At 72.3% G+C, this 23,088-nt stretch carries 17 protein-coding genes; 7 read left to right on the top strand and 10 right to left on the bottom strand.

The window, feature by feature from the left end; translation table 11 throughout:
* Positions 1-334: 334 nt before the first annotated feature.
* Complete coding sequence (locus ACH4S9_RS02690) at positions 335-1,477, bottom strand: PP2C family protein-serine/threonine phosphatase (protein ID WP_311722428.1); 1,143 nt, start codon at positions 1,475-1,477, stop codon at positions 335-337.
* Positions 1,478-1,605: 128 nt separating this feature from the next.
* Between ACH4S9_RS02690 and ACH4S9_RS02685 the strand changes: the two genes are divergently transcribed.
* On the top strand, positions 1,606-2,835 hold the full coding sequence (locus ACH4S9_RS02685; protein WP_398369350.1) for a GNAT family N-acetyltransferase: 1,230 nt from the start codon (positions 1,606-1,608) through the stop codon (positions 2,833-2,835).
* A gap of 5 nt (positions 2,836-2,840) precedes the next feature.
* On the opposite strand, the gene ACH4S9_RS02680 is transcribed toward ACH4S9_RS02685, so the two are convergent.
* Together ACH4S9_RS02680 and ACH4S9_RS02675 are read right to left on the bottom strand one after the other, a co-directional pair.
* Positions 2,841-3,650 (bottom strand): DNA-formamidopyrimidine glycosylase family protein, encoded by an 810-nt coding sequence (locus ACH4S9_RS02680; protein WP_358845765.1) that lies wholly within the window; start codon positions 3,648-3,650, stop codon positions 2,841-2,843.
* Positions 3,651-3,657: 7 nt separating this feature from the next.
* A complete protein-coding gene (locus tag ACH4S9_RS02675) occupies positions 3,658-4,146 on the bottom strand; it encodes a ribose-5-phosphate isomerase (protein ID WP_385341877.1) in 489 nt (162 codons plus the stop codon).
* A gap of 179 nt (positions 4,147-4,325) precedes the next feature.
* On the opposite strand from ACH4S9_RS02675, the gene ACH4S9_RS02670 reads away from it, so the two are divergent.
* Positions 4,326-5,816: an amino acid permease gene (locus ACH4S9_RS02670; RefSeq protein ID WP_311722424.1), complete on the top strand. Its 1,491-nt coding sequence runs from the start codon at positions 4,326-4,328 to the stop codon at positions 5,814-5,816.
* Between the two features lie 76 nt (positions 5,817-5,892).
* Here ACH4S9_RS02670 and ACH4S9_RS02665 read toward each other — a convergent pair whose 3' ends face one another.
* Positions 5,893-6,519, bottom strand: a complete 627-nt coding sequence (locus tag ACH4S9_RS02665; protein ID WP_311722423.1) for a biotin transporter BioY — start codon at positions 6,517-6,519, stop codon at positions 5,893-5,895.
* 315 nt (positions 6,520-6,834) lie between these two features.
* On the opposite strand from ACH4S9_RS02665, the gene ACH4S9_RS02660 reads away from it, so the two are divergent.
* On the top strand, positions 6,835-8,256 hold the full coding sequence (locus ACH4S9_RS02660) for an amino acid permease (protein WP_361182698.1): 1,422 nt from the start codon (positions 6,835-6,837) through the stop codon (positions 8,254-8,256).
* 77 nt (positions 8,257-8,333) lie between these two features.
* Here ACH4S9_RS02660 and ACH4S9_RS02655 read toward each other — a convergent pair whose 3' ends face one another.
* Positions 8,334-8,972: a DsbA family protein gene (locus tag ACH4S9_RS02655; protein ID WP_311722421.1), complete on the bottom strand. Its 639-nt coding sequence runs from the start codon at positions 8,970-8,972 to the stop codon at positions 8,334-8,336.
* Positions 8,973-9,142: 170 nt separating this feature from the next.
* On the opposite strand from ACH4S9_RS02655, the gene pepN (ACH4S9_RS02650) reads away from it, so the two are divergent.
* Both pepN (ACH4S9_RS02650) and ACH4S9_RS02645 read left to right on the top strand, forming a co-directional pair.
* Positions 9,143-11,761: an aminopeptidase N gene (gene pepN / locus ACH4S9_RS02650; RefSeq protein WP_398369346.1), complete on the top strand. Its 2,619-nt coding sequence runs from the start codon at positions 9,143-9,145 to the stop codon at positions 11,759-11,761.
* Between the two features lie 129 nt (positions 11,762-11,890).
* Complete coding sequence (locus ACH4S9_RS02645) at positions 11,891-12,991, top strand: hypothetical protein (protein WP_398369344.1); 1,101 nt, start codon at positions 11,891-11,893, stop codon at positions 12,989-12,991.
* Positions 12,992-13,016: 25 nt separating this feature from the next.
* On the opposite strand, the gene ACH4S9_RS02640 is transcribed toward ACH4S9_RS02645, so the two are convergent.
* Positions 13,017-14,744, bottom strand: coding sequence for a TIGR03767 family metallophosphoesterase (locus tag ACH4S9_RS02640; protein ID WP_398369342.1), 1,728 nt, complete (start codon positions 14,742-14,744; stop codon positions 13,017-13,019).
* 407 nt (positions 14,745-15,151) lie between these two features.
* Between ACH4S9_RS02640 and ACH4S9_RS02635 the strand changes: the two genes are divergently transcribed.
* Together ACH4S9_RS02635 and pepN (ACH4S9_RS02630) are read left to right on the top strand one after the other, a co-directional pair.
* On the top strand, positions 15,152-16,177 hold the full coding sequence (locus ACH4S9_RS02635; protein ID WP_311722417.1) for an aspartate-semialdehyde dehydrogenase: 1,026 nt from the start codon (positions 15,152-15,154) through the stop codon (positions 16,175-16,177).
* 116 nt (positions 16,178-16,293) lie between these two features.
* Positions 16,294-18,897: an aminopeptidase N gene (pepN, locus tag ACH4S9_RS02630; RefSeq protein WP_398369339.1), complete on the top strand. Its 2,604-nt coding sequence runs from the start codon at positions 16,294-16,296 to the stop codon at positions 18,895-18,897.
* An 89-nt stretch (positions 18,898-18,986) separates the two neighbouring features.
* Here pepN (ACH4S9_RS02630) and ACH4S9_RS02625 read toward each other — a convergent pair whose 3' ends face one another.
* The 4 genes from ACH4S9_RS02625 to ACH4S9_RS02610 all read right to left on the bottom strand — a co-directional run bounded on the left by ACH4S9_RS02625 (position 18,987) and on the right by ACH4S9_RS02610 (position 22,985).
* Positions 18,987-19,964 carry an acyl-ACP desaturase gene (locus tag ACH4S9_RS02625; RefSeq protein ID WP_311722415.1) on the bottom strand — a complete coding sequence of 326 codons (978 nt, stop codon included), beginning with the start codon at positions 19,962-19,964 and terminating at the stop codon, positions 18,987-18,989.
* 227 nt (positions 19,965-20,191) lie between these two features.
* A complete protein-coding gene (locus tag ACH4S9_RS02620; protein WP_311722413.1) occupies positions 20,192-20,428 on the bottom strand; it encodes a hypothetical protein in 237 nt (78 codons plus the stop codon).
* Positions 20,425-22,692 carry a 4-alpha-glucanotransferase gene (malQ, locus tag ACH4S9_RS02615; protein WP_398369336.1) on the bottom strand — a complete coding sequence of 756 codons (2,268 nt, stop codon included), beginning with the start codon at positions 22,690-22,692 and terminating at the stop codon, positions 20,425-20,427. The genes ACH4S9_RS02620 and malQ overlap by 4 nt, the downstream gene beginning before the upstream one ends.
* An 11-nt stretch (positions 22,693-22,703) precedes the next feature.
* Positions 22,704-22,985: a hypothetical protein gene (locus tag ACH4S9_RS02610; RefSeq protein ID WP_398369334.1), complete on the bottom strand. Its 282-nt coding sequence runs from the start codon at positions 22,983-22,985 to the stop codon at positions 22,704-22,706.
* Positions 22,986-23,088: the final 103 nt, after the last annotated feature.

Here is a 23,088-nt window from a genome sequence, read left to right as displayed (position 1 = left end):
TCGAACCTACGGATGGCGGGGGTTCCGCAGCCATGACGGCTGCCGCCGTTTCCGGGGTAGGGCTAGCCCCCGGCCGGGCCCCTCGGCCCCCGCCCGGGCCTCCCGTGCCCCGGCCGGGGCGCGCCGGGGGACGTTCCCCGGGATGCCCCGGCATGCCCTGGAACGGCCTGGAAGGGCCCGGGAGGCCCCGCGAGGGTGACGCTGGGGTGACGGGAGGTCAACCGCGGGGAAAAGCCCGCACAACGCCCGTCAGCGCCCCCTGTCGTCTCCGCCGGTGCCCGGAGGCGGGGGAGGGGCCCGAGGCCGGGAAGGGGCGCGGAGGGGGAAGGCCCGCCTACTGGCGGCAGATGAGCAGCAGCGCCCGGTCGTCGTTGACGTCCTTGGCGACCGTCTCGATCAGGTGCCACGCCGCGCCGTGGAAGTTGCCCGCGACATAGCGGTCGGCCTCGCCGGTCAGCCGGTCGATGCCCTCGCTGATGTCGCGCTCCGCGGTCTCGACCAGGCCGTCGGTGAAGAGCATCAGGACGTCGCCGGCGCGCAGCGTGCCCTTGGTGGGGTCGAACTGAGCCCCGTCGTAGACGCCGAGGAGGGGGCCGTCGGCGGACTTCTCCTCCCACTTGCCCGTGCCCGCGCTCAGCTGGAGCGCGGGCAGGTGTCCGGCCGAGAAGAGCTCGAAATCGCCGCTGTCGAGATCGAGCACGAGATGGATCGAGGTCGCGAAGCCCTCGTCCCAGTCCTGGCGGAGCAGATAGCCGTTGGCGGCGGGGAGGAAGCCGTGGGGCGGCAGGGAGCCGAGGAGGCCGCCGAAGGCGCCGGAGAGCAGGAGGGCACGGGAGGCCGCGTCCATGCCCTTGCCGGAGACGTCGGTGAGGACGACTTCGAGGGTGCGGCCACCGTTCGTACGGGCCGCGACCACGAAGTCGCCGGAGAAGGACTGCCCGCCGGCCGGGCGCAGCGCCATCTCGCGGTGCCAGCCGCTGGGCAGGCTGGGCAGCTTGCTCTGGACGCGGATGCGTTCGCGCAGGTCGAAGAGCATGGTGCCGCCGCGCCGCCAGGGCACCCCGACCCGGCTGCGGAACTGGGCGATGAGCAGGCCGAAGAAGCCGACGGCCGCGACGACCAGGATGGTGCCGGGGGTGACCCGGGCAGAGGTGTCCTCCTCGGTGTAGGGACCGAGGACGGCGGATTCGACGATGAGGGCGGTGGCCGCCGCCCCATAGAGGGCGAGCAGGCTGGCGGGGCGCAGTACGAGGCCGCCCGCGACGATGGGCAGGACGAGGGCGGCGGGGGCGCACCAGTCGGGCTGGGCGATGGTGCCGAAGGCGATGGTGGGGACGGCGAGCAGCAGCAGGGTGAGGGCGAGCCGGTCCGAGCCGCCGCCGCGGAAGTAGTCGACTCCGGCTTTGCGCACGCCAGTGCGAGCCCGGTGCAGTGCTTTGCGCATCCGGGCTGTTGGAGTGTCTACGCCGCCAGTCATTGCATCGGGACCCTACCCACCCGTTCGGACGCGCGTCGATTCGTGGCGCGTCGAACCACCCACCGGAGTGGGCAATCGTAAGCGAAATTCGTTCGCCTGTGCCGGAATCCGCTGCTAGGGATGGGAATATGACGATGGAGCTGCGTGTGCTCGACCCATCCCACTGGGACGAGTGGTACGGAACGTTGATACTCGCCTTCGGCGGGGTCCAGCCGTCCGCGGAGGAGCGCGTCCTGGACCGCGACTTGACCGAATGTGACCGCTCGATCGGGGTGTGGGACGGGGACGCGATCGTCGGGACGGCGGGGCTGTTCAGCTTCCGCTTGTCGGTGCCGGGCGGCGCCGTGGTGCCGGCGGCCGGGCTCACCTTGGTCGGCGTGCAGCCGACGCACCGCAGGCGCGGGGTGCTGCGCACCATGATGCGCCGCCAGTTGGACGACGTCCGCGCCGCCGGCGAGCCGCTGGCGGTCCTGACCGCCTCGGAGCCGGAGATCTACGGCCGGTTCGGCTTCGGCATGGCCGCCCAGAGCGCGTCCGCCGAGATCGACACCGCGCGGGTGGGCCTGAGCGTCCCGGAGGGGGCCGACGAAGTGGCTCTGCGCGCCGTGGCGCCCGAGGCCGGGCTGGAGGCCTGTGAGGCGGTCTACGCCCGGCGGGTGGCCGCCCGGCCGGGGATGCTGGAGCGGCGCCCCGGCTGGGAGCGGCAGCCGCTGCTCGACCCGCCGGACGAGCGCGAGGGCGCCTCGCCGCTGCGCTGTGTGCTGGCCGAGCGGGACGGCGCGGTGACCGGCTATGTGCGCTTCGCGGTCAGGCCGGACTGGGATCTGGCCGGGTCGAAGGGGGTGGTGATCGTGCGCGATCTGGAGGCCCTGGACCCGGCGTCCTATGGCGCGCTGTGGCGCTTTCTCTTCGATCTCGACCTCACCTGCACGATCCGGACCGGTAGCCGACCGGTAGACGATCCGTGGCAGTACCTGGTCTCCGACATCCGGAGGTGCAAGGTCCGGCTGCGCGACGCGCTGTACGTACGCCCGGTCGACGTGGGCGCGGCGCTCGCGGCGCGGGCCTACGCCCTGCCGGTGGACCTGGTCCTGGAGGTCACCGACCCCTTCTGCCCGTGGAACGAGGGGCGCTGGCGGCTGGCCGGCGACGCCAAGGGCGGGAGCTGTGAGCGGACGACCGACGCGCCAGGGCTGCGGCTGGGCGCACGGGAGTTGGGCGCGGCATATCTTGGCGGGATTTCGCTGTCCGCGCTGGCGGGCGCCGGGCGCGTCCAGGAGCTGCGCCAGGGGGCGCTGGCCGAGGCGTCGGCCGCCTTCCTCAGCGACCCGGCGCCCTGGCTGCCACACAGCTTCTGAGGGTCCTAATCGCGCTGGCAGTTCGGGCACCAGAAGAGGTTGCGGGCGGCGAGGTCCGCGGTGCGGATCTCGCCGCCGCAGACATGGCAGGGCCGCCGGTCCCGGCGGTAGACGTAAACCTCGCCACCGTGGTCGTCGACGCGCGGCGGGCGGCCCATCGCCTCGGGGGTGTGCTCGGGGCGGACCGTGTCGATCCGGTTGTTCCGCACGCCCTCGCGCATGAGCGCCACGAGGTCCGCCCAGATCGCCTCCCACTCGGCGCGGGTCAGATCGCGGCCCGCGCGGTACGGGTCGATGCCGTGCCGGAAGAGGACCTCGGCGCGGTAGACGTTGCCGACCCCCGCGACCACCTTCTGGTCGAGCAGCAGCGCGGCGACGCTGGTGCGGCTGCGGGAGATCCGGGCCCAGGCGCGGTCCGCGTCGTCCGCGGGGCGCAGCGGGTCCGGGCCGAGCCGGTCGTGCACCGCCTGCTTCTCGCCCTCGCTGATCAGCGAGCAGGCGGTCGGCCCGCGCAGGTCCGCGTAGGCCGCCTGGCCGGCCAGCCGCAGCCGTACGGTCTCGGTGGGCGGCGGGGCGGGCGCCGGGCCGAGGCTGTACTTCCCGAACAGGCCGAGGTGGACATGGACCCAGCCGGTGGCCGCGAAGCTCAGGAAGAGGTGCTTGCCGTGGGCCTCGGCGTGTTCGAGCACCTGCCCGTCGATCAGCGCGGCGCCGTCCGCGAACTTGCCCTGCGGGCTGGCCGCGCGTACGGCGCGGCCGCCGAACAGCTCGCTGTGGTCGGCGGCCAGCCGGTGGATGGTGTGCCCTTCGGGCATCAGGCCATCAGTCCTGCTGCGGGTGGTGGGCGGGGATGGGCGGCAGGGCGCCGGTGGTCTCGTAGGACGAGAGCATCTCGATGCGCCGGGTGTGACGCTCCTCACCCGAGTACGGGGTGTTCAGGAAGATCTCGACGAACTTGGTCGCTTCTTCCTGCGTGTGCATCCGGGCGCCGACGCTGATCACATTGGCGTTGTTGTGCTCACGGCCGAGCTCGGCGGTCTGCTCGCTCCAGGCCAGCGCGGCGCGCACGCCCTTGACCTTGTTGGCGGCGATCTGCTCGCCGTTGCCGGAGCCGCCGATCACGATGCCGAGGCTGTCCGGGTCGGCCGCGGTCCGCTCGGCGGCCCGCAGGCAGAACGGCGGGTAGTCGTCCTGGGCGTCGTAGATGTGGGGACCGCAGTCGACGGGCTCATGGCCGACCGCCCGGAGCCACTCCACTAGGTGGTTCTTGAGTTCAAAACCGGCATGGTCGGAGCCGAGGTACACGCGCATGCCCCGAGTGTGACACGGCCGTGTGGTCGCCACCGCCCGGGGTACGAGTTGCGGAAGCCCTCAGTAGCACTGAGGAAACACAGAGAAACCCCAGGTAACAATCTAGAATCAAAGGTTCAGTCGATCATGCACCTGGGTTTCACTGGCGACGCTCGTCACCCAAGAGCAAAGGACCGAGCATGAGCGCACAACCTGCGACCAACACGGCCGAGGCGAAGTCCGGTTCCCCCGACCCCGGAACCCCGCCCGACGGTCTCAAAGCGGGCCTCAAGAACCGCCATCTGTCGATGATCGCGATCGGCGGGGTGATCGGCGCCGGGCTGTTCGTCGGATCCGGAGCCGGCATCGCCAAGGCCGGGCCCGGCATCCTCATCTCCTACGCGCTGGTCGGCCTGATGGTCGTCCTGGTGATGCGGATGCTCGGCGAGATGGCCGCCGCCAACCCGACCTCGGGTTCCTTCTCCGCCTACGCCGACCGGGCGCTCGGCCGCTGGGCCGGGTTCTCGATCGGCTGGCTCTACTGGTTCTTCTGGGTGGTGGTGCTGGCGGTCGAGGCGACCGCGGGCGCCACGATCCTCGAGGGCTGGGTGCCGGCGGTGCCGCAGTGGGCCTGGGCGCTGATCGTGATGGTGGTGCTCACCGCGGCCAACCTGGTCTCGGTCTCCTCCTACGGCGAGTTCGAGTTCTGGTTCGCCGGGATCAAGGTCGTCGCGATCGCCGCGTTCATCGTGGTGGGCGGCCTGGCCGCCTTCGGGGCGCTGCCCGGCTCGGACAACGAGGGGGCCGGCTTCGGGCACCTCACCGACCACGGCGGATTCCTGCCGCACGGCGCGGGCGCGATCCTGACCGGCGTGCTGCTGGTCGTCTTCTCCTTCATGGGCAGCGAGATCGTCACCCTCGCCGCCGGTGAGTCCGAGGACCCGCAGCGGGCGGTGACCAAGGCGACCAACAGCGTCATCTGGCGTATCGCGGTCTTCTACCTGGGCTCGATCTTCGTCGTGGTGACCCTGCTGCCGTGGAACGACCCGGGGATCGCGGACAAGACCAAGGGCAGCTACGTATCCGCGCTGGACTCGATCGGCATCCCGCACGCGGGCCAGGTCATGAATGTGATCGTGCTGACCGCCGTGCTGTCCTGCCTGAACTCCGGCCTCTACACCGCCTCCCGGATGGCCTTCTCGCTCGGGCAGCGCGGGGACGCGCCGGCCGCCTTCGCGCGCACCACCTCGCGCGGGGTGCCGCAGACCGCGATCCTCGGGTCGGTCGTCTTCGGCTTTGTCGCGGTCTGGTTCAACTACCAGTGGCCGACCACGGTCTTCCAGTTCCTGCTGAACTCCTCGGGCGCGGTCGCCCTGTTCGTCTGGCTGGTGATCTGCTTCACGCAGTTGAGGATGCGCGGGATCGTCCAGCGCGAGTCCCCGGAGAAGCTGACCGTCCGGATGTGGCTGTTCCCCTATCTGACCTGGGCGACGATCGCGATGATCTCGTTTGTGCTGGTCTACATGCTGACCGACAAGGACGGGCGCGACCAGGTGCTGTTCTCCACGCTGGTGGCCGTGCTCGTCGTGGCGTTCGCGCTGGTCCGCGACCGGCTCCCGGCGGCCCGGCGCGCGGCCGTCGAGGGCTCCGACGGCGCCGGCGGCAAGCCCACGGAGTCCGCGCTCCCGTAGAGCCGCTTCTCCCCCGGCATGACTCAGGCGCCGACAGCCCTATGGGCCCTCGGCGCCTGAGTGCGTACGGGAGGCGTCAGCCGCGGCGGCCGATCAGCTTCCAGGCGGCGGGCAGCGCGCCCATCGCCAGCGCGGCCTTCAGGGCGTCGCCGATCAGGAACGGCGTGAGGCCCGCGGCAACCGCCTGGCCGAGGGAGATGTCCGCGGCCAGCGCCAGGTAGGGGACGCCGACGGCGTAGATGATCGCGGAGCCCACCGCCATGGTGCCCGCCGTGCGCAGCACCCCGCGGTCCCCGCCGCGCCGCGCCAGGGCGCCCACCGCGGCCGAGGCGAGCAGCATGCCCAGCACATAGCCGAAGGACGGCATCGCGGCGCCCGAGTGGCCCTCGGCGAACCACGGCAGGCCCGCCATGCCGAGGAGGGTGTAGAGCGCGAGGGAGAGGAAGCCGCGCCGGGCGCCGAGCGAGGTGCCGACGAGCAGCGCCGCGAAGGTCTGGCCGGTCACCGGGACCGGGGAGCCGGGGACGGGCACGGAGATCTGCGCGGCGAGGCCGGTGAGCGCGGCGCCGCCGACGACCAGGGCGGCGTCCCGGGTCAGGACGTACCTGGCCGATGAGCCGACCGGCCGGGCCCGGCGGGCCGGGAAGATCACGTCCGCGAGGACCGTGCCCGGGTGGACGGTGGCGGCAGAAGCGGTGCTCATCGGCGGTTCTCCGAGGTGAGAGGCAGTGTGGGACACGGTGACGGTAACCCGGGGGCCGGGCCGCGATCACGGTCGACGAGCGACAAACCCGCACCTTCCCACTTGGAGAGTTCCGGCAGCCGGAGGCGGCCACCGGTCACCGGGCGACGAGGCAGGCGATGGGATGGGTACGCAGCGTCACGCGAGGGTCCGATATTCAGACATCTCAGGGCCGCATGTTGTCCTGAGCGGACACACCCCCGCACACTGAGGTCGTTTTGCACCGGCACCACCTCATACATCTGCCCCACCTCATGTAATGGACACAACAGAGACATGAACCGGACACCCGCGTCCTCCGCGCAAGCGCACGACGCCGAGGCGGTCGGCGGCGGCCGGGCCGGCGGCCCGCCGCTGTCCCAGGGCCTCAAGCAGCGCCATCTGTCGATGATCGCCCTCGGGGGTGTGATCGGCGCGGGCCTGTTCGTCAGCTCCGGCACCGGTATCGCGGCCGCCGGGCCGTCGATCGTGATCGCGTATGTGCTGTCCGGGCTGCTCGTGATGCTCGTGATGCGCATGCTCGGCGAGATGTCCGCGGCCAACCCGGCCTCCGGCTCGTTCTCCGTGCACGCCGAGCGGGCGATCGGCCCGTGGGCGGGGTTCACCGTGGGCTGGATGTTCTACGCGCTGCTGTGCGTGGCCATCGCGGCCGAGGCGATCGGCGCGGCGGGGATCGTGGTCCAGTGGCTGCCGGACACCCAGTCCTGGATGTGGGTCACTCTGTTCATGGTGCTGTTCTGCGGGGCGAACCTCGCGGCCGTCGGCAACTTCGGCGAGTTCGAGTTCTGGTTCGCCGCGCTGAAGATCACCGCGATCTCGCTCTTCCTGGTCCTGGGCGTGCTGGCGATCCTCGGCGTGCTCCCGGGCACCGACGCCCCGGGCACCGCCAACCTCACCGGGAACCACGGCTTCATGCCCAACGGCCTCGAGGGCCTCATCCTGGGCCTGCCGGCCACCGTGTTCGCCTACGGCGGCCTGGAGACGGTCACCATCGCGGCGGCGGAGTCCGAGCGCCCGGTCCAGGGGGTGGCGAGCGCCGTGCGCACCGCGATGTGGCGCATCGCGGTGTTCTACGTGGGCTCGATGCTGGTCGCCGTCACCCTGATCCCGTGGAACGACCCGTCCGTCGTCGCCGAGGGCCCGTACGTGGCCGTGCTCAAGCACCTCGACATCCCGGCGGCCGGCCAGCTCATGAACGTGATCGTGCTGGTGGCCCTGCTCTCCGCGATGAACGCGAACATCTACGGCGCCTCCCGCATGGCGTACTCGCTCGCCGCGCGCGGCGAGGGGCCGGCGTTCCTCGGCAAGGTCAGCGGCGGGGTGCCCCGGGCGGCCGTGGGCCTCTCCTGCACCTTCGGCTTCGTCGCGGTGGAGCTGAGCTACCAGTGGCCGGACACCATCTTCAAGTGGCTGCTCAACATGGTCGGCGCGGCCGTGCTGATCGTGTGGGGCTTCATCGCTTTCTCACAGCTGGCGCTGCGCAAGCGGTTGGAGCGCGAGGCGCCCGGGAAGCTCGCGGTGAAGATGTGGCTGTTCCCGTATCTGACGTGGGTGGCGCTGGCCGGGATCGTCGCCGTGCTGGTGCTGATGACGCGCGAGTCCGGCACCCGCACCCAGCTGTACTTCTCGGCCGGGCTGACGGTGGCGCTCGCGGTGGTCGGATACATCAAGCAGCGGGTGGTGGCGGTGCGCGGCTGACCGCCCCCGGCCGGAGTGACGGGGCCCCGCGCGACGCTGCCGCGCGGGGCCCCTGCCGTACGTCCTGCGAGGCTTCCTCAGTCGAAGATCGGGCCCACGGTGCGGGTGCGCTTGATCTCGTAGAAGCCGGGTATCGAGGCGACCATCAGGGTGCCGTCCCACAGCTTGGCGGCCTCGTCGCCCTTGGGCGCGGGGGTGACGACCGGGCCGAAGAACGCGATCTGCTCGCCGTCCGAGCCGGGGACCGCGATGACCGGGGTGCCCACGTCCTGGCCGACCAGGTCGATGCCGACCTTGTGGGAGGCGCGCAGCAGGTCGTCGTAGGCGTCGGTGTCGGCGGCGTCCGCGAGCTCGGCGGGCAGGCCCACCTCTTCCAGGGCGGCCACGATCGTCTCGCGGTTCCGCTCCAGGCCCTGGTTGTGGAAGCGGGTGCCCAGCGCGGTGTAGAGCGGGCCGAGCACCTCGTCGCCGTGCTTGTCCGCGGCGGCGATGCACACCCGCACCGGGCCCCACGCCGGACCGCGCATCATCTCCTGGTACTGCTCCGGCAGTTCGTCGAGCTTGGGCTCGTTGAGCACGGCCAGGCTCATCACATGCCAGCGCACCTCGACCGGGCGGACCTTCTCCACCTCCAGCATCCAGCGGGAGGTCATCCAGGCCCAGGGACACAGCGGGTCGAACCAGAAATCGGCAGGAGTCTTGGCGGTGTCGGTCACGTTTTCTCCTCGGACGAACGCATGCGAAAAACAGCTATAGCTGTTCCAGGGAACACGTCCGGCTGCGGCGGCCATTCCCCGATTCCCGGTGTCAGTGCCGCATGACATGATTCGGAACTGCCCGGATTCGGGTGTTCCGATCCTCGAGACGATGACAAAGGAGCCGCGTCTTGCCCGGCGAGAACCTGACCCGTGACGAAGCCCGGGAGCGAGCGCGGCTGCTGGCCGTCGACTCGTACGACGTGGCCCTCGACCTGCGGTCCGCGGTCGGGGAGTACACCGGCGACGGGCCGCGCACCTTCCGCTCGACCACCACGATCCGCTTCCGCTGCGCCGAGCCGGGGGCCGCGTCCTTCGTCGATCTGCTCGCGCCGCGGGTCACCGCGGTGCGGCTGAACGGGCGGGAGCTCGCGCCTTCGGCCGTCTTCGACGGCGCGCGGATCGTCCTCGACTCCCTCGCCGCGGAGAACGAGCTGGTGGTGGACGCGCAGTGCGCGTACAGCAGGACGGGCGAGGGGCTGCACCGCTTTGTGGACCCCGAGGACGGCCAGGTCTATCTGTACACGCAGTACGAGCCGGCCGACGCCCGCCGCGTCTTCGCGAACTTCGAGCAGCCCGACCTCAAGGCCCGCTTCACCTTCTCGGTGACCGCCCCGCGGGACTGGACGGTGCTCGGCAACGGAGCGGTGGCCGAGGCCGGGCCGCAGGACGCCGGCGAGGGGTTCGCCACCACCCGCTTCGCGCCGACCGAGCCGATCTCCACCTACATCACGGCGGTCGTCGCCGGCCCGTACCACTACGTGCGGGACCACTACAGCCGCGCCCTGCCGGACGGCTCCGCCCTGGAGATCCCGCTGGGGGCGCTGTGCCGCGCCTCGCTCGCCAAGCACTTCGACGCGGACGACATCTTCACCGTCACCAAGCAGGGCCTGGACTTCTTCCACGACCACTTCGACTATCCGTACCCCTTCGGGAAGTACGACCAGGCGTTCGTGCCCGAGTACAACATCGGCGCGATGGAGAACCCGGGCTGTGTGACCTTCCGCGAGGAGTTCGTCTTCCGCGGCAAGGTCACCCAGGCCTCGTACGAGCACCGGGCCAATGTGATCCTCCACGAGATGGCCCATATGTGGTTCGGCGACCTGGTCACCATGGAGTGGTGGGACGACCTGTGGCTCAAGGAGTCCTTCGCCGACTTCATGGGCGCCTTCTCCCTCGTCGAGTCGACCCGCTTCACCGACGGCTGGATCACCTTCGCCAACCGCCGCAAGGCCTGGGCCTACCGCGCCGACCAGCTGCCCTCCACCCACCCGGTCACGGCCGACATCCACGACCTGGAGGACGCCAAGCTCAACTTCGACGGAATCACCTACGCCAAGGGCGCCTCCGTCCTGAAGCAGCTGGTCGCCTACGCCGGGCGGGACGCCTTCCTGGAGGGCGCGCGCCGCTACTTCAAGCGCCATGCGTACGGCAATACACGCCTGGTCGATCTGCTGTCGGTGCTGACCGAGACCTCCGGGCGGGACATGGCCGCCTGGTCGCGGGCCTGGCTGGAGACGGCCGGGGTCAATGTGCTCACCCCGCAGGCCACCTATGACGCGGGTGGCCACATCACCGAGCTGTCGATCCTCCAGGAGGCCGCCTCCGCCGAGCACCCGACGCTGCGCCCGCACCGGGTCGCGGTCGGCCTCTACCGCCGGGACGGCGCCGCGGCGGGCGAGACCAGCGCGCTGGTGCGCTACGCCCGGGCCGAGGTCGACGTGGACGGCCCCCGTACGGTCGTGACCGAGCTGACCGGGGCCGAGCGGCCCGATCTGATCCTGGTCAACGACGACGACCTCACGTACTGCAAGGTCCGCTTCGACGAGGTCTCGCTGGACACCCTGCGCGCCCATCTGGGCGAGCTGACCGACCCCCTCGCGCGGGCGCTGTGCTGGTCCGCCCTGTGGAACCTGACGCGGGACGCGCTGATGCCCGCCCGCGACTTCCTGGACCTGGTGGAGCGCTTCGCCGGGGCGGAGACCGACATCGGCGTGCTCCAGATGGTCCAGGCGTGGGCCCAGTCCGCGCTCCAGCACTACGCGGCGCCCGCGTGGCGCGAGGAGGGCGGCCTGCGGGCCGCCGAGGGCGCGTTGCGCGAGCTGCGGCTGGCCGCGCCGGGCAGCGGCCACCAGCTGGCCTGGGCGCGGTTCTCCGCCCAGACCGCGGCCACGGACCTGGACCAGCGGCTGCTGCGCGGGCTGCTGGACGGCACGGCCCGGATCGACGGGCTGGACGTCGACCAGGAGCTGCGCTGGACGTTCCTGGCCTCGCTGGCCGCCCAGGGCGCGGCCGACGAGTCGCTGATCGCGGCGGAGCTCGCCCGCGACGACACCGCCTCCGGAAGGCGCCACCAGGTGCGCTGTCTGGCCGCCCGGCCGTCGGCCGGGGTCAAGGCCGAGGCATGGGCGTCGGTCGTGGAGTCCGACGCGCTGTCCAACGCCGTGGTGGAGGCCACCATCGCGGGGTTCGCCCAGCCGTCGCAGGCGGAGCTGCTCGCGCCGTACGCGGACCGGTACTTCGCGGCGATCGAGCGGGTGTGGCGGGAGCGATCGATCGAGATCGCGATGGCGATCGTCCGCGGGCTGTTCCCCGCGCAGGGCGACGCCTCGACCCTGGAGGCGGCCGACGCCTGGCTGACAGGCCACCCGGGCGCGGCGCCCGCGCTGCGCCGGCTGGTCCTGGAGTCGCGGGACGATCTCGCGCGGGCGCTGCGCGGACAGGAGTGCGACGCTCGCTCGGCCGTCTGACGGGCGTTTTCGGCAGATGAGGCGTTTTCGGCAATCGAACTGCCGTACTTTAGGGCGGCGTTGTCCGCATTTGTCGACGAGCGTGTAACAGCGGTTAGCGGGCCGGGCGGGCCCGGGAATGGCGGGGTCATGAACTCCGACACCCCGCTCTCGCCCCGCCCGCTGCACCACCTCCCGGACGGCGGGCGCAGCGTATTGACGAGCCGTCAGCTTCGTGAGCACGGCGTGACGGCGGCGGAGGCCGCCGAGCGCTGCCGCCCCGGCGGCCCCTGGCAGCGGATCCTGCCGGGCGTCCATCTGCTCCACCCCGGCCCCGCGACCGGCGAGGAGCGGCTGCGCGCGGCGCTCCTGTACGCCGCGAGCCGCGAGCGCGCGGGCGGTCCGGACGGCTCGGGCGGCACCGGCGGCACCGGCGGCATGCACCGCTCGGGCAGCGCGGGCGGCCCGGCCGGCGCCCCGGTGCCCGGGGCCGGCGGCGGGCCGTACGGCGCGGCGATGATCACCGGCCTGGCGGCGCTGGCCCTGCACCGCTTCTCCGCCGCCCCCTCGCTGCGCGCCCTGGACCGCGTCGATGTGCTCGTACCGCGCACCCGGCGGCTCCGCCCGACCGGCTATGTGCGCTTCGTCCGCGCCGCCGCCCTGCCCCGCCCCTGGGAGATCACCGGCCTGCCGGCCGCCCCCGCCGCCCGCGCCCTCGCTGACGCGGTGGCCCAGCTGCCCGACGCCGCGACGGTGCGCCGGCTGCTCGTCGAGGCCGTGCGCCACGGCCACTGTGAGGCGTCGGCCCTCGTGGCGGAGCTGAGCCGGGCCCGGCTGCTGGCCCGGCCGCATGTCGTCGACGCCGTCGACGCGCTGCTGGCGGAGGGGCGGGCCATGGCCGAGGGGCTGCTGTACGACATGGTGCGCGGATACGCCCTGCCCGAGCCGCTGTGGAACGTGGAGCTGCGGCTGCCCGGCGGCACCCTGCTGGCCGGGGTGGACGCCTACTGGCCGGCCCAGGCCGTGGCCCTGGAGATCGACGCGCGCGTCTCACGCCAGAGCGGGTACGACCCGCTGGGCGGCTTGGCGCCGGCGGGCGAGCACATGGAGCGGATGGGCATCACAGTCGTACGCGTCACCCCCAGGAAGCTCCGCGAGTGCCTGGAGGCGCAGGCCGCGGTGGTCCGCACCGCGCTGATCGCGGCGGTCGACCGCGAGCCCGCGCCCTACGTCGTGATCCGGCCCCGGTGAGGGGCCGGTCCGCACCGGCCAGGGCTCACGCCTTGCGCAGCAGCAGCTCGGTGTTGCGGTCGTCCGCGTCGCCCGCCAGGGCCTGGCTGCGCCCCGGGGCGTTGTACGACAGCTCGCGGTAGAGCGCGGCGAGGCCGGTCTGGGACAGGTCGGAGTAGTCCGTGCGGCGCGGCGCGGCCGACTCGATCAGCGTGGTGAACAGCGACAGCGTGCCGTCGTGGTTGTCCACGACCTCGATCACCCGGGCCAGCTGGGGGAAGTCCACGTGCGAGGCGGTGGTGATCTCCCAGAAGGTGGAGCGCGGGGTGATCTCGTTCTTGTGGCTGTGGCCGTTGATCCACGCCAGCACCTGGGGGTGGCGCTTGAAGAGGGCCACGACCTCGTCGCCGCCGTGCCGGGCCTCGCCCGGGCGGGCCGGGTCGCGGTTCAGATTGTCCATGCTGCGGCTGTAGTGGTGGCTGAAGACCAGGATCCGGTCGTCCTTGTGGGCCTTCAGCGTCCGCTCCAGCCAGCGCAGCTGGGCGGTGCCCAGCGAGCCGGTGTAGTGGCCGCCCGGGTCGGTGGTGTCCAGGCTGATGCCGAGGACGCCGTCGGATATCCGGAACGAGTAGTAGCAGGTGCCCTCGTCGAGGTTGGCCTTGGTGTAGCCGTGGCCGACTGGGCCGGGGCCGGTGTGGGCGGGGCTGAGGTGCGCGGCCAGGTAGTCGTGGCGGCTGATCGGCGCGCGGCGCTCGTCGGGGGTGACGGTGCGCATGTCCTTCTTGTGGGCGCGCAGCAGATCCTTCATGACCGTGCCCGTGGGGTCGCCGCCCTTGCGCTCGTCCTTGAAGCGGTCCGCGGCCTCGGCGGCCGGAATGATCTGGAGCTTGCGGCTGCCGGTGGCGAGGTCGGCGAAGTAGTTCCCGCCGAAGGAGTAGACGCCGCCGGCCAGGTCGTCGTGGTTGCCGATGGTCGAGTACCAGGGCAGCCGCAGCCCGGGGCTGTTGACGGTGCGCAGCGCGGCCGCCAGGAAGCCCTCGATACGCGGGAAACCGGCCTGCTTGTCGGCGTCGCGCAGCGCGCTGTCCGGGTGCCAGAACGCCTTGATCCCGCTGTTCTGCACGCCCTCGTAGCGGCGCGGGTCGCCCGTGTTGGGGGTGATCCGGCCGCCGTTCATCACGCCCAGGAACCAGTCCAGCTCGATCCGCGCGTTGTTGTCGGTGTTGTCGCCGGTGGTCATGACGAAGGACAGTGGGGAGCCGGTGGCCGGTCCGCCGCGCAGGCCGTTGACCCGCTCGATCAGGGACGCGGCGCCGACGACGGTCAGCGCCTCGTGGGGCCGCCAGGCCCCGGGGCGACCGGCGCGCAGAAACTCGTAGCGCAGCGGGTGCTGCACATCGGTGAGGTGCAGGTCGGTGAGTTGTACGAAGGAGGCGACCGTGGTGCGCCGGGCCTCCCGGCCGCTCTTGGCCCCGGCGAGCTCGGTGCGCACGGTGCGGGCCCAGGCCGGGCCGTCGCCGAGCCGGCGGTAGGCGCCGGTGCCGCGCGGGGCGGAGAAGGTCTCCAGCGTGGTGCCGGCCTCCGAGGGGAGCGAGGGGGCGGTGACGACCCTGCGGCCGGCGGCGCTCACCCGGGCGGGCTGGGAGGCGGTCGCCGAACCGCCGCCGGGCCCGAAGGCGAACCCGAGGCCGGTCGCGGCACCGGCGGAGGCAGCGGCGACGAGAAGGGTGCGGCGGTCGAGGGCGGCGTGGGCGGCGGACCGTATGCGGGACATGCGGGATCTCCCCGAGTGGATGCGCGGCTGCGGTCGGGCAGCGGGCTGCCCTGTCACTTCGGATCGTTGGCAGCTGGGATGGCCTGCGAGTTAACGATGCGGCAACGCCCGCCGCCGAAATGCGCACGTGGATCTTGGCGATAGCAAACGGTCATCCCGCACTACGCCGCCGGAATTCCGCCGCTCACCCGGAGTTCACCGGAGCTGGGAACGCCGAGGGGGCTCAAGGCCGCGGGGCGCCCGCGGCGTACGCCCGGCGCACGGCCGGCGCGGGCCCGTCCCGGGCACCGGACAACGCACCGTCCCAGGCACCGGACAATAGATTGGACAAGGTCGCCGGGGCCACCCGCATGATGGGACGGCACGCCAGGCACCCAGCACCAGGCACAGAGCACAAGGAGCGCGTCGTGAGGATCGGAATCGTCGGAGCCACCGGCCAGGTCGGCGGGGTCATGCGCAAGATCCTCGCCGAGCGGGACTTCCCCGTCGAGGAGCTGCGCCTGTTCGCCTCGGCCCGCTCCGCCGGGCGCACGCTCCCCTGGCGGGACACCGAGATCTCCGTCGAGGACGCGGCCACCGCCGACTACTCGCGGCTGGACATCGCGCTGTTCTCCGCGGGCGGGGCGACCTCCCGCGCGCTGGCGGCCAAGGTCGCCGCGGCCGGCGCCGTGGTGATCGACAACTCCTCCGCCTGGCGGATGGACCCCGAGGTCCCGCTGGTGGTCTCCGAGGTCAACCCGGATGCCGTCGCGCAGCGCCCCAAGGGCATCATCGCCAACCCGAACTGCACCACCATGGCCGCCATGCCGGTGCTGCGCCCGCTGCACGAGGAGGCGGGTCTCACCGCTCTCGTCGCCACCACCTACCAGGCCGTGTCCGGCTCGGGCCTGTCCGGGGTGGAGGAGCTGGCCGGCCAGGTCCGCAAGGTCATCGACGACGCGACCGCGCTGACCCACGACGGCGCGGCCGCGCAGTTCCCCGAGCCCGCCGTCTACAAGCGCCCCATCGCCTTCAATGTGCTGCCGTTCGCGGGCAACCTCGTCGACGACGGCCGCTTCGAGACGGACGAGGAGCAGAAGCTCCGCAACGAGTCCCGCAAGATCCTCGGGATCCCGGAGCTGAAGGTCTCCGGCACCTGTGTCCGCGTCCCCGTCTTCACCGGCCACTCGCTCCAGCTCAACGCCCGCTTCGCGAACCCGCTGAGCGTGGCCCGCGCGTACGAGCTGCTCGCCGACGCCCCGGGCGTCGAGGTCTCGGAGATCCCGACCCCGCTCCAGGCGGCCGGCCAGGACCCCAGCTACGTGGGCCGCATCCGGGTGGACGAGACGGTCGACAACGGCCTCGCGCTCTTCGTCTCCAACGACAACCTCCGCAAGGGGGCGGCGCTCAACGCGGTCCAGATCGCCGAGCTGGTGGCGGCCGAGCTCAGCTGAGCCCCCCGTTCCGGGCACCTGACGAGCGCCCCGCGGCGCCGGGCGATTACCGCGGGCGGCGGACCGGCTTTGCGTGGAAGGATGGCCGAAACGTCGTATTCGAAGGAGATGCCCAGGTGCCTGGAACGAACCTGACCCGCGAAGAGGCGCAGCGGCGGGCCCGGCTGCTCACGGTCGACTCGTACGAGATCGAGCTCGATCTCTCCGGCGCGCAGGAGGGCGGCACCTTCCGGTCGGTCACCACCGTGCGCTTCGACGTGGCCGAGGCGGGCGCGGACTCCTTCGCGGACCTGGTCGCCCCCACCGTGCACCAGGTGGTGCTCAACGGGTACGAGCTGGACCCGGCCAAGGCCTTCGCGGACTCCCGGATCGCGCTGACCGGTCTCCAGGAGGGGCGCAACGAGCTGCGGGTCGTCGCGGACTGCGCGTACACCAACACCGGCGAGGGCCTGCACCGCTTTGTGGACCCGGTGGACCAGCAGGCGTACCTCTACACACAGTTCGAGGTGCCGGACGCGCGCCGGGTGTTCGCGAACTTCGAGCAGCCGGATCTGAAGGCGACCTTCCAGTTCACCGTGACCGCGCCCGAGGGCTGGACGGTGATCTCCAACTCGCCGACGCCCGAGCCCAAGGACAACATCTGGCGTTTCGAGCCGACCCCGCGCATCTCGACGTACATCACCGCGCTGATCGTGGGGCCGTACCACAGCGTGCACAGCAGCTGGGAGGGCCAGGGGCGGTCGGTGCCGCTGGGCATCTACTGCCGCCCCTCGCTCGCCGAGTTCCTGGACTCGGACGCGATCTTCGAGGTGACGCGGCAGGGCTTCGACTGGTTCCAGGAGAAGTTCGACTACGCGTACCCCTTCGCCAAGTACGACCAGCTGTTCGTGCCGGAGTTCAACGCGGGCGCGATGGAGAACGCGGGCGCGGTCACCATCCGCGACCAGTACGTCTTCCGCTCCAAGGTCACGGACGCGGCCTATGAGACGCGCGCCGAGACCATCCTCCACGAGCTGGCCCACATGTGGTTCGGCGACCTGGTGACCATGGAGTGGTGGAACGACCTGTGGCTGAACGAGTCGTTCGCCACCTACACCTCCATCGCCTGCCAGGCGTACGCGCCGGGCAGCCGCTGGCCGCAGGCCTGGACCACCTTCGCCAACTCGATGAAGACCTGGGCCTACCGGCAGGACCAGCTGCCGTCCACCCACCCGATCATGGCCGAGATCCGCGACCTGGACGACGTCCTGGTCAACTTCGACGGCATCACGTACGCGAAGGGCGCCTCGGTCCTCAAGCAGCTGGTCGCCTATGTGGGCCAGGACGAGTTCTTCAAGGGCGTGCAGGCGTACTTCAAGCGCCACGCGTACCGGAACACCCGGCTGTCCGACCTGCTGGGCGCGCTCGAGGAGACCAGCGGCCGGGACCTGAAGACCTGGTCGAAGGCGTGGCTGGAGACGGCGGGGATCAACATCCTGCGCCCGGAGATCGAGACCGACGCCTCCGGCACCATCACCTCCTTCGCGGTGCGCCAGGAGGCCCCGGCGCTGCCGCCCGGTGCCAAGGGCACTCTGTCCGATGATGCGGCTCCGCCGCGTGGTGTGCTGCGCCCGCACCGCGTCGCGATCGGCCTGTACGAGCTCAGCGCCACCGGCAAGCTGCTGCGCGGCGACCGGATCGAGGTCGACGTGGACGGCGAGCTGACCCCCGTGCCGGCCCTGGCCGGCCGCAAGCGCCCCGCCGTGATCCTCCTCAACGACGACGACCTCTCGTACGCGAAGGTCCGGCTGGACCCCGAGTCGCTGGCCGTGGTCACCGAGCACCTGGGCGACTTCGAGGCCTCCCTGCCGCGCGCTCTGTGCTGGGCCTCGGCCTGGGACATGACCCGCGACGGCGAGCTGGCCACCCGCGACTACCTCTCCCTGGTGCTGTCCGGCATCGCCAAGGAGTCGGACATCGGCGTCGTGCAGTCGCTGCAGCGCCAGGCCAAGCTGGCCCTGGACCTGTACGCCGCCCCCGAGTGGCGCGAGACGGGCCTGGCGAAGTGGACCGAGGCCACGCTGACCCATCTGCGGGCCGCCGGCCCCGGCAGCGACCACCAGCTGGCCTGGGCCCGGGCCTTCGCCGACACCGCCCGCACCGACGAGCAGCTCGGCCTGCTGTCGGGGCTGCTGGCGGGCAGCGAGGCCATCGAGGGCCTGACCATCGACACCGAGCTGCGCTGGGCGCTGCTGGAGCGGCTCGCCGCGACCGGCCGGGCCGACGAGGAGGCGATCACCGAGGAGCTGGGCCGGGACCGCACCTCGGCGGGCGAGCGGCACGCGGCCACCGCGCGCGCCTCGCGGCCGGCGCCGGAGGCGAAGGCCGAGGCGTGGGCGTCGGCCGTGGAGGGCGACAAGCTGCCGAACGCGGTGCAGGAGGCGGTGATCCGCGGCTTCGTCCAGACCGACCAGCGTGAGCTGCTGGCGCCGTACGCCGAGAAGTACTTCGCCGCGGTGAAGGGCGCCTGGGACAGCCGCAGCCACGAGATGGCGCAGCAGATCGCGGTCGGCCTCTACCCGACGGTGCAGATCTCGCAGGCGACGCTGGACGCGACCGACGCCTGGCTGGCCTCGGCCGAGCCCAGCGCGGCGCTGCGCCGCCTGGTCACGGAGTGCCGCGCGGGCGTCGAGCGCGCGCTCAGGGCGCAGGCGGCGGACGCCGCGGCCGCGGCGGGCTGACGCCCTCCCCCTGACGGGCTGGATTCGCCTCGCGGAGCGAATCCAGCCCGTTCGCGCGTGGATGGGGGAAACGGCCCGCCGCAGGCGCGCTAGACGCGCTCGGCGGCGCGGGCCGCGCGGCGGGCCAGCATCGCCTCGCGCCGCTCGTCGAACTTCGTGGCCTGCGTGTCCAGGCCGCCCATGTACAGCCCGAGCTCCTCCTGCGCCTTGAGCCCGTCGCCCGTGAGCCCGGAGATCTCCAGCACCTTCAGGAAGCGCAGCACGGGCTGGAGCACATCGTCGTGGTGGATGCGCAGGTTGTAGATGCCGCCGATGGCCATCTGCGCGGCCGCCCGCTCGAACCCGGGCATGCCGTGTCCCGGCATACGGAAGCCGACCACCACATCGCGGACGGCGCACATGGTCTGGTCGGGCGCCAGCTCGAACGCCTTCGCCAGCAGATTCCGGTAGAAGACCATGTGCAGGTTCTCGTCGGTGGCGATGCGGGCGAGCATCCGGTCGCAGACCGGGTCTCCGGAGTGGTGACCGGTGTTGCGGTGCGATATACGCGTGGCGAGCTCCTGGAAGGCCACGTACGCGATGGAGTGCAGCATGCTGTGGTTGTTGTCCGACTCGAACCCCTCGGACATGTGCGCCATCCGGAACCGCTCCAGCTCGACCGGGTCGACCGCGCGGCTGGTGAGCAGGTAGTCCCGCATGACGATGCCGTGCCGGCCCTCCTCCGCCGTCCACCGGTGCACCCAGGTGCCCCACGCGCCGTCGCGGCCGAAGAGCGTGGCGATCTCGTGGTGGTAGCTGGGGAGGTTGTCCTCGGTGAGCAGGTTGACCACGAGCGCGATCCGGCCCACGTCGCTGACCTTGGACTGCTCGGGCGCCCAGGCCTCGCCGCCCATCACACCGTCGAAGTTGCGGCCGTCGCTCCACGGCACGTACTCGTGGGGCATCCACTCCTTGGCGGCCTTCAGATGCCGGTTGAGCTCCACCTCGACGACCTCTTCGAGTGCGTACAGCAGGCGGCTGTCGCTCCATACGGCCTGACCGTGACGGCGAGTGGGGGCGAGGGTCACAGTGGGCTCCTGGGGACGTCGTCGTGCGATGCGTTACCTACGGCTCCGTAGGTTACGACACCGTAGGTTAAAGCGAAAATAAACGGCTTGATACGCGCCGGGAAAGATGTTTGGGAAAGACGTTTGAGAGGGTCGCTCGGCAGAGTCACCGCGGGAACGCGACGAGGGCGCCCACCGGCGGTCGGCCGGGGGCGCCCTCGTCACAGCGTCCTAGGTGTCAGTTTGTGTCAGTCACTGCGCTTGCGGGTCTTGTCGCCGAGCATCACCAGACCGGCGATCACGACGAACAGCACAATGGGAGTGACGACGTAGAGGCCGAGCGTCTCGGCGACGCTCAGGCCCGGACCCGGGTCGTCACCGTCGTCGCGGAACGCGAACGCGGGGGACGACACCATCAGCATGGCCGTCGTCGCGGCGATGACGGCACCGGCGCGAACGGCGTTCTTTTTGACCTTGTTGCTCACGCACTCACGGTATCGGACGGCCTAGCGCCCCGCGTGCCCGGGGTGGGCCTGCCCACACCCGCACGCCCCGCCTCCCGCGTGACCTCGCCCATCAGGGCGTGCAGCCGCGGCGAGGCCACCAGGTCCTCCAGGGATACGGGGCGGCCGGCCGCGTCCGCGATGGGCAGCCGCCAGTTCGGGTACTCGTTCCACGTACCGGGGAGGTTCTGCGGGCGCCGGTCCCCCACCGTGTCCGGCAGCCATATGCCGACCAGCTTCGCCGGAGTGCGCAGCAGAAAGCGGTGGACCGCCTTGACGGCCGCCTCCTCGTCGCCCGGCCCCTCCGGCAGCAGCCCCAGCCGCCCGAGCAGCGTCAGCCACTCCGCGACCTCCACCGCGTCCTCGGCCCGCTCGCGCTCGAGCGGGCCGGTGAGCAGGCCGAGCCGGTGGCGCAGCTCGACATGGCCGCCGGTGAGCCGGGCGGCGGTGCTCGGCAGGTCGTGGGTGGTGACGGTGGCCAGGCAGTCGGCGCGCCACTCCTCGGGTGTCAGCGGGCGGGCGCGGACGGGTGCGACACCCCCGGTCTCCCCCGTCTCCCCGGTCTCCCCGCTGTCCCGGCTCTCCCCGCTCGCCTCGCCCCGGCCCTGCTCGCCGTCCTCGCCGTCCCCGCCGTCCCCACTGGGGTAGTTCCGCTCGAACCACAGCACCGACGTGCCCAGCACCCCGCGCCCGGCCAGCGTCTCCCGCACCCCCGGCTCGACCGTGCCGAGGTCCTCGCCGATGATCACCGCCCCGGCGCGATGCGCCTCCAGGGCGAGCACGCCGAGCATGGCCTCCGCGTCGTAGCGGACGTAACAGCCCTCGGTCGGCTCCCGCCCCTCCGGCACCCACCACAGCCGGAACAGGCCCATCACATGGTCGATGCGCAGCGCGCCCGCGTGCCGCAGCAGCCCGCGCAGCAGATCGCGGTAGGCGGCGTAGCCCGTGGCGGCCAGGGCGTCCGGCCGCCACGGCGGCAGCCCCCAGTCCTGGCCGTGGGAGTTGAACGCGTCCGGCGGCGCGCCGATCGACATCCCGGACGCGAAGACGTCCCGCAGCGCCCACGCGTCGGCGCCCGACGGGTGCACCCCGACCGCCAGGTCGTGCACCAGGCCGATGGCCATCCCGGCGTCGAGCGCGGCGCGCTGGGCGGCGGCCAGCTGCCCGTCCGTCAGCCAGGCCAGCCAGCAGTGGAAGTCGGCCCGGTCCAGGTGCTCGCCGCGGGCGCGGGCGACCGCGGCGGAGCCGGGGTCGGCCAGGCCGTGCGGCCAGGAGCGCCACGCGGGGCCGTGGATCTCGGCGAGCGCGCTCCAAATGGCGTGGTCTTCCAGGGCCTGGCCGCGCTCGGCCAGGAAGTCGCAGTAGGCGGCCCGGCGGCCGGGGCTCAGCGGCACGGCCCGCACCAGCTCCAGGGCCTCCCGCTTGAGCGCCCACACCGCGTCCCGGTCGATCAGCGCGCCCTCATGGAGCACGGCGGTGCGCAGCGCGGCGGCCCGGTCCAGCAGCTGGTCGACGCGCTCGCGCGGGGCACCGCGCAGCTGCGCGTACTCGGGCACGTCCTCGACCCGCAGATGGACCGGGTCGGGGAAGCGGCGCGAGGAGGGGCGGTAGGGCGAGGGGTCGGTGGGCTCGGTGGACGTGCCGGGCACGGCCGCGTGCAGCGGGTTGAGCTGGACGAACCCGGCGCCCAGCGCCCGGCCCGACCAGGCGGCGAGGTCGGCCAGGTCGCCGAGGTCGCCCATCCCCCAGGAGCGCGCGGACAGCAGCGAGTACAGCTGGACGAGGAAGCCGTGGCTGCGCGCCGGGGGCTGCGGCATCCGGTCGGGGGCGACGATCAGGGTGGCGGCTGCCGAGCGGCCGTCGGGGGCCTGGGCGTGCACGGTGTGGCTGCCCAGGGGCGGCGCGGCGGCCGCGGGGCCGTCGGCCCCGGGCCGCCAGTCGCGCACCGCGCCGTGCGCGCCGTCCCCGCCGTCCTCGGGGTCCACCCGCAGCACGGTGCCCTCGGGCAGCCGCAGCCGCGGCGGCCTGCCGGGGCGCACCACGACGCACGGCGGCAGCAGCCGGGCGCGCTCCTCGCGCTCGTGCCGCTCCAGCGCGGCCTGTACGGAGTCGGGGGTCGAGGCGTCCACGCCGAGCGCGGCGAGCACGGCGACGACGGTGTCGTCGGACACCCGCACGGTGCGGCCGGGGGCGGGCTCGTACGAGGTGGCGACGCCGTGCAGCTCGGCGAGGAGCGCTCTGCCCATCAGGACTCCATTCAGAACTCCATGGGCTCCGCGCCCGCCCCGGTGCCGAACGCGGCACCGGTCGACTCGCTCGTCAGCGGCGGCTCGGCGGCGAGCGGGGGCTCACTGGTCAGGGGGGCGATGTCGGCGGGCGCGGGCTCACTGGTGAGCGGCGCCTCCGTGTGCAGACCGGATCCCTCGAGGCCGCACAGGCCGCAGTCGGGGTAGGAGACCCCGGCGAACGGGTCGGGCTCCCCCGCTTCGGTCACGGGTTTGGCGAGAGCGGAGAACAGAAGCTGAGCTGACGTGGCCACACGGGCCTCCGTGGGATGTCGGCAGTGGGACAGGTGCAGGCCTACCCATGAAAGGCGGCCGCAGACGCAATCGGCCCCCTGACGTGCTTCAGGTCACATTCCG

The organism is Streptomyces sp. NPDC021225, from assembly GCF_044332865.1.
Lineage (GTDB): Bacteria > Actinomycetota > Actinomycetes > Streptomycetales > Streptomycetaceae > Streptomyces.
The sequence above is the reverse complement of the archived record's forward strand: the minus strand, read 5'-3'. Positions and strand labels throughout refer to the sequence as shown.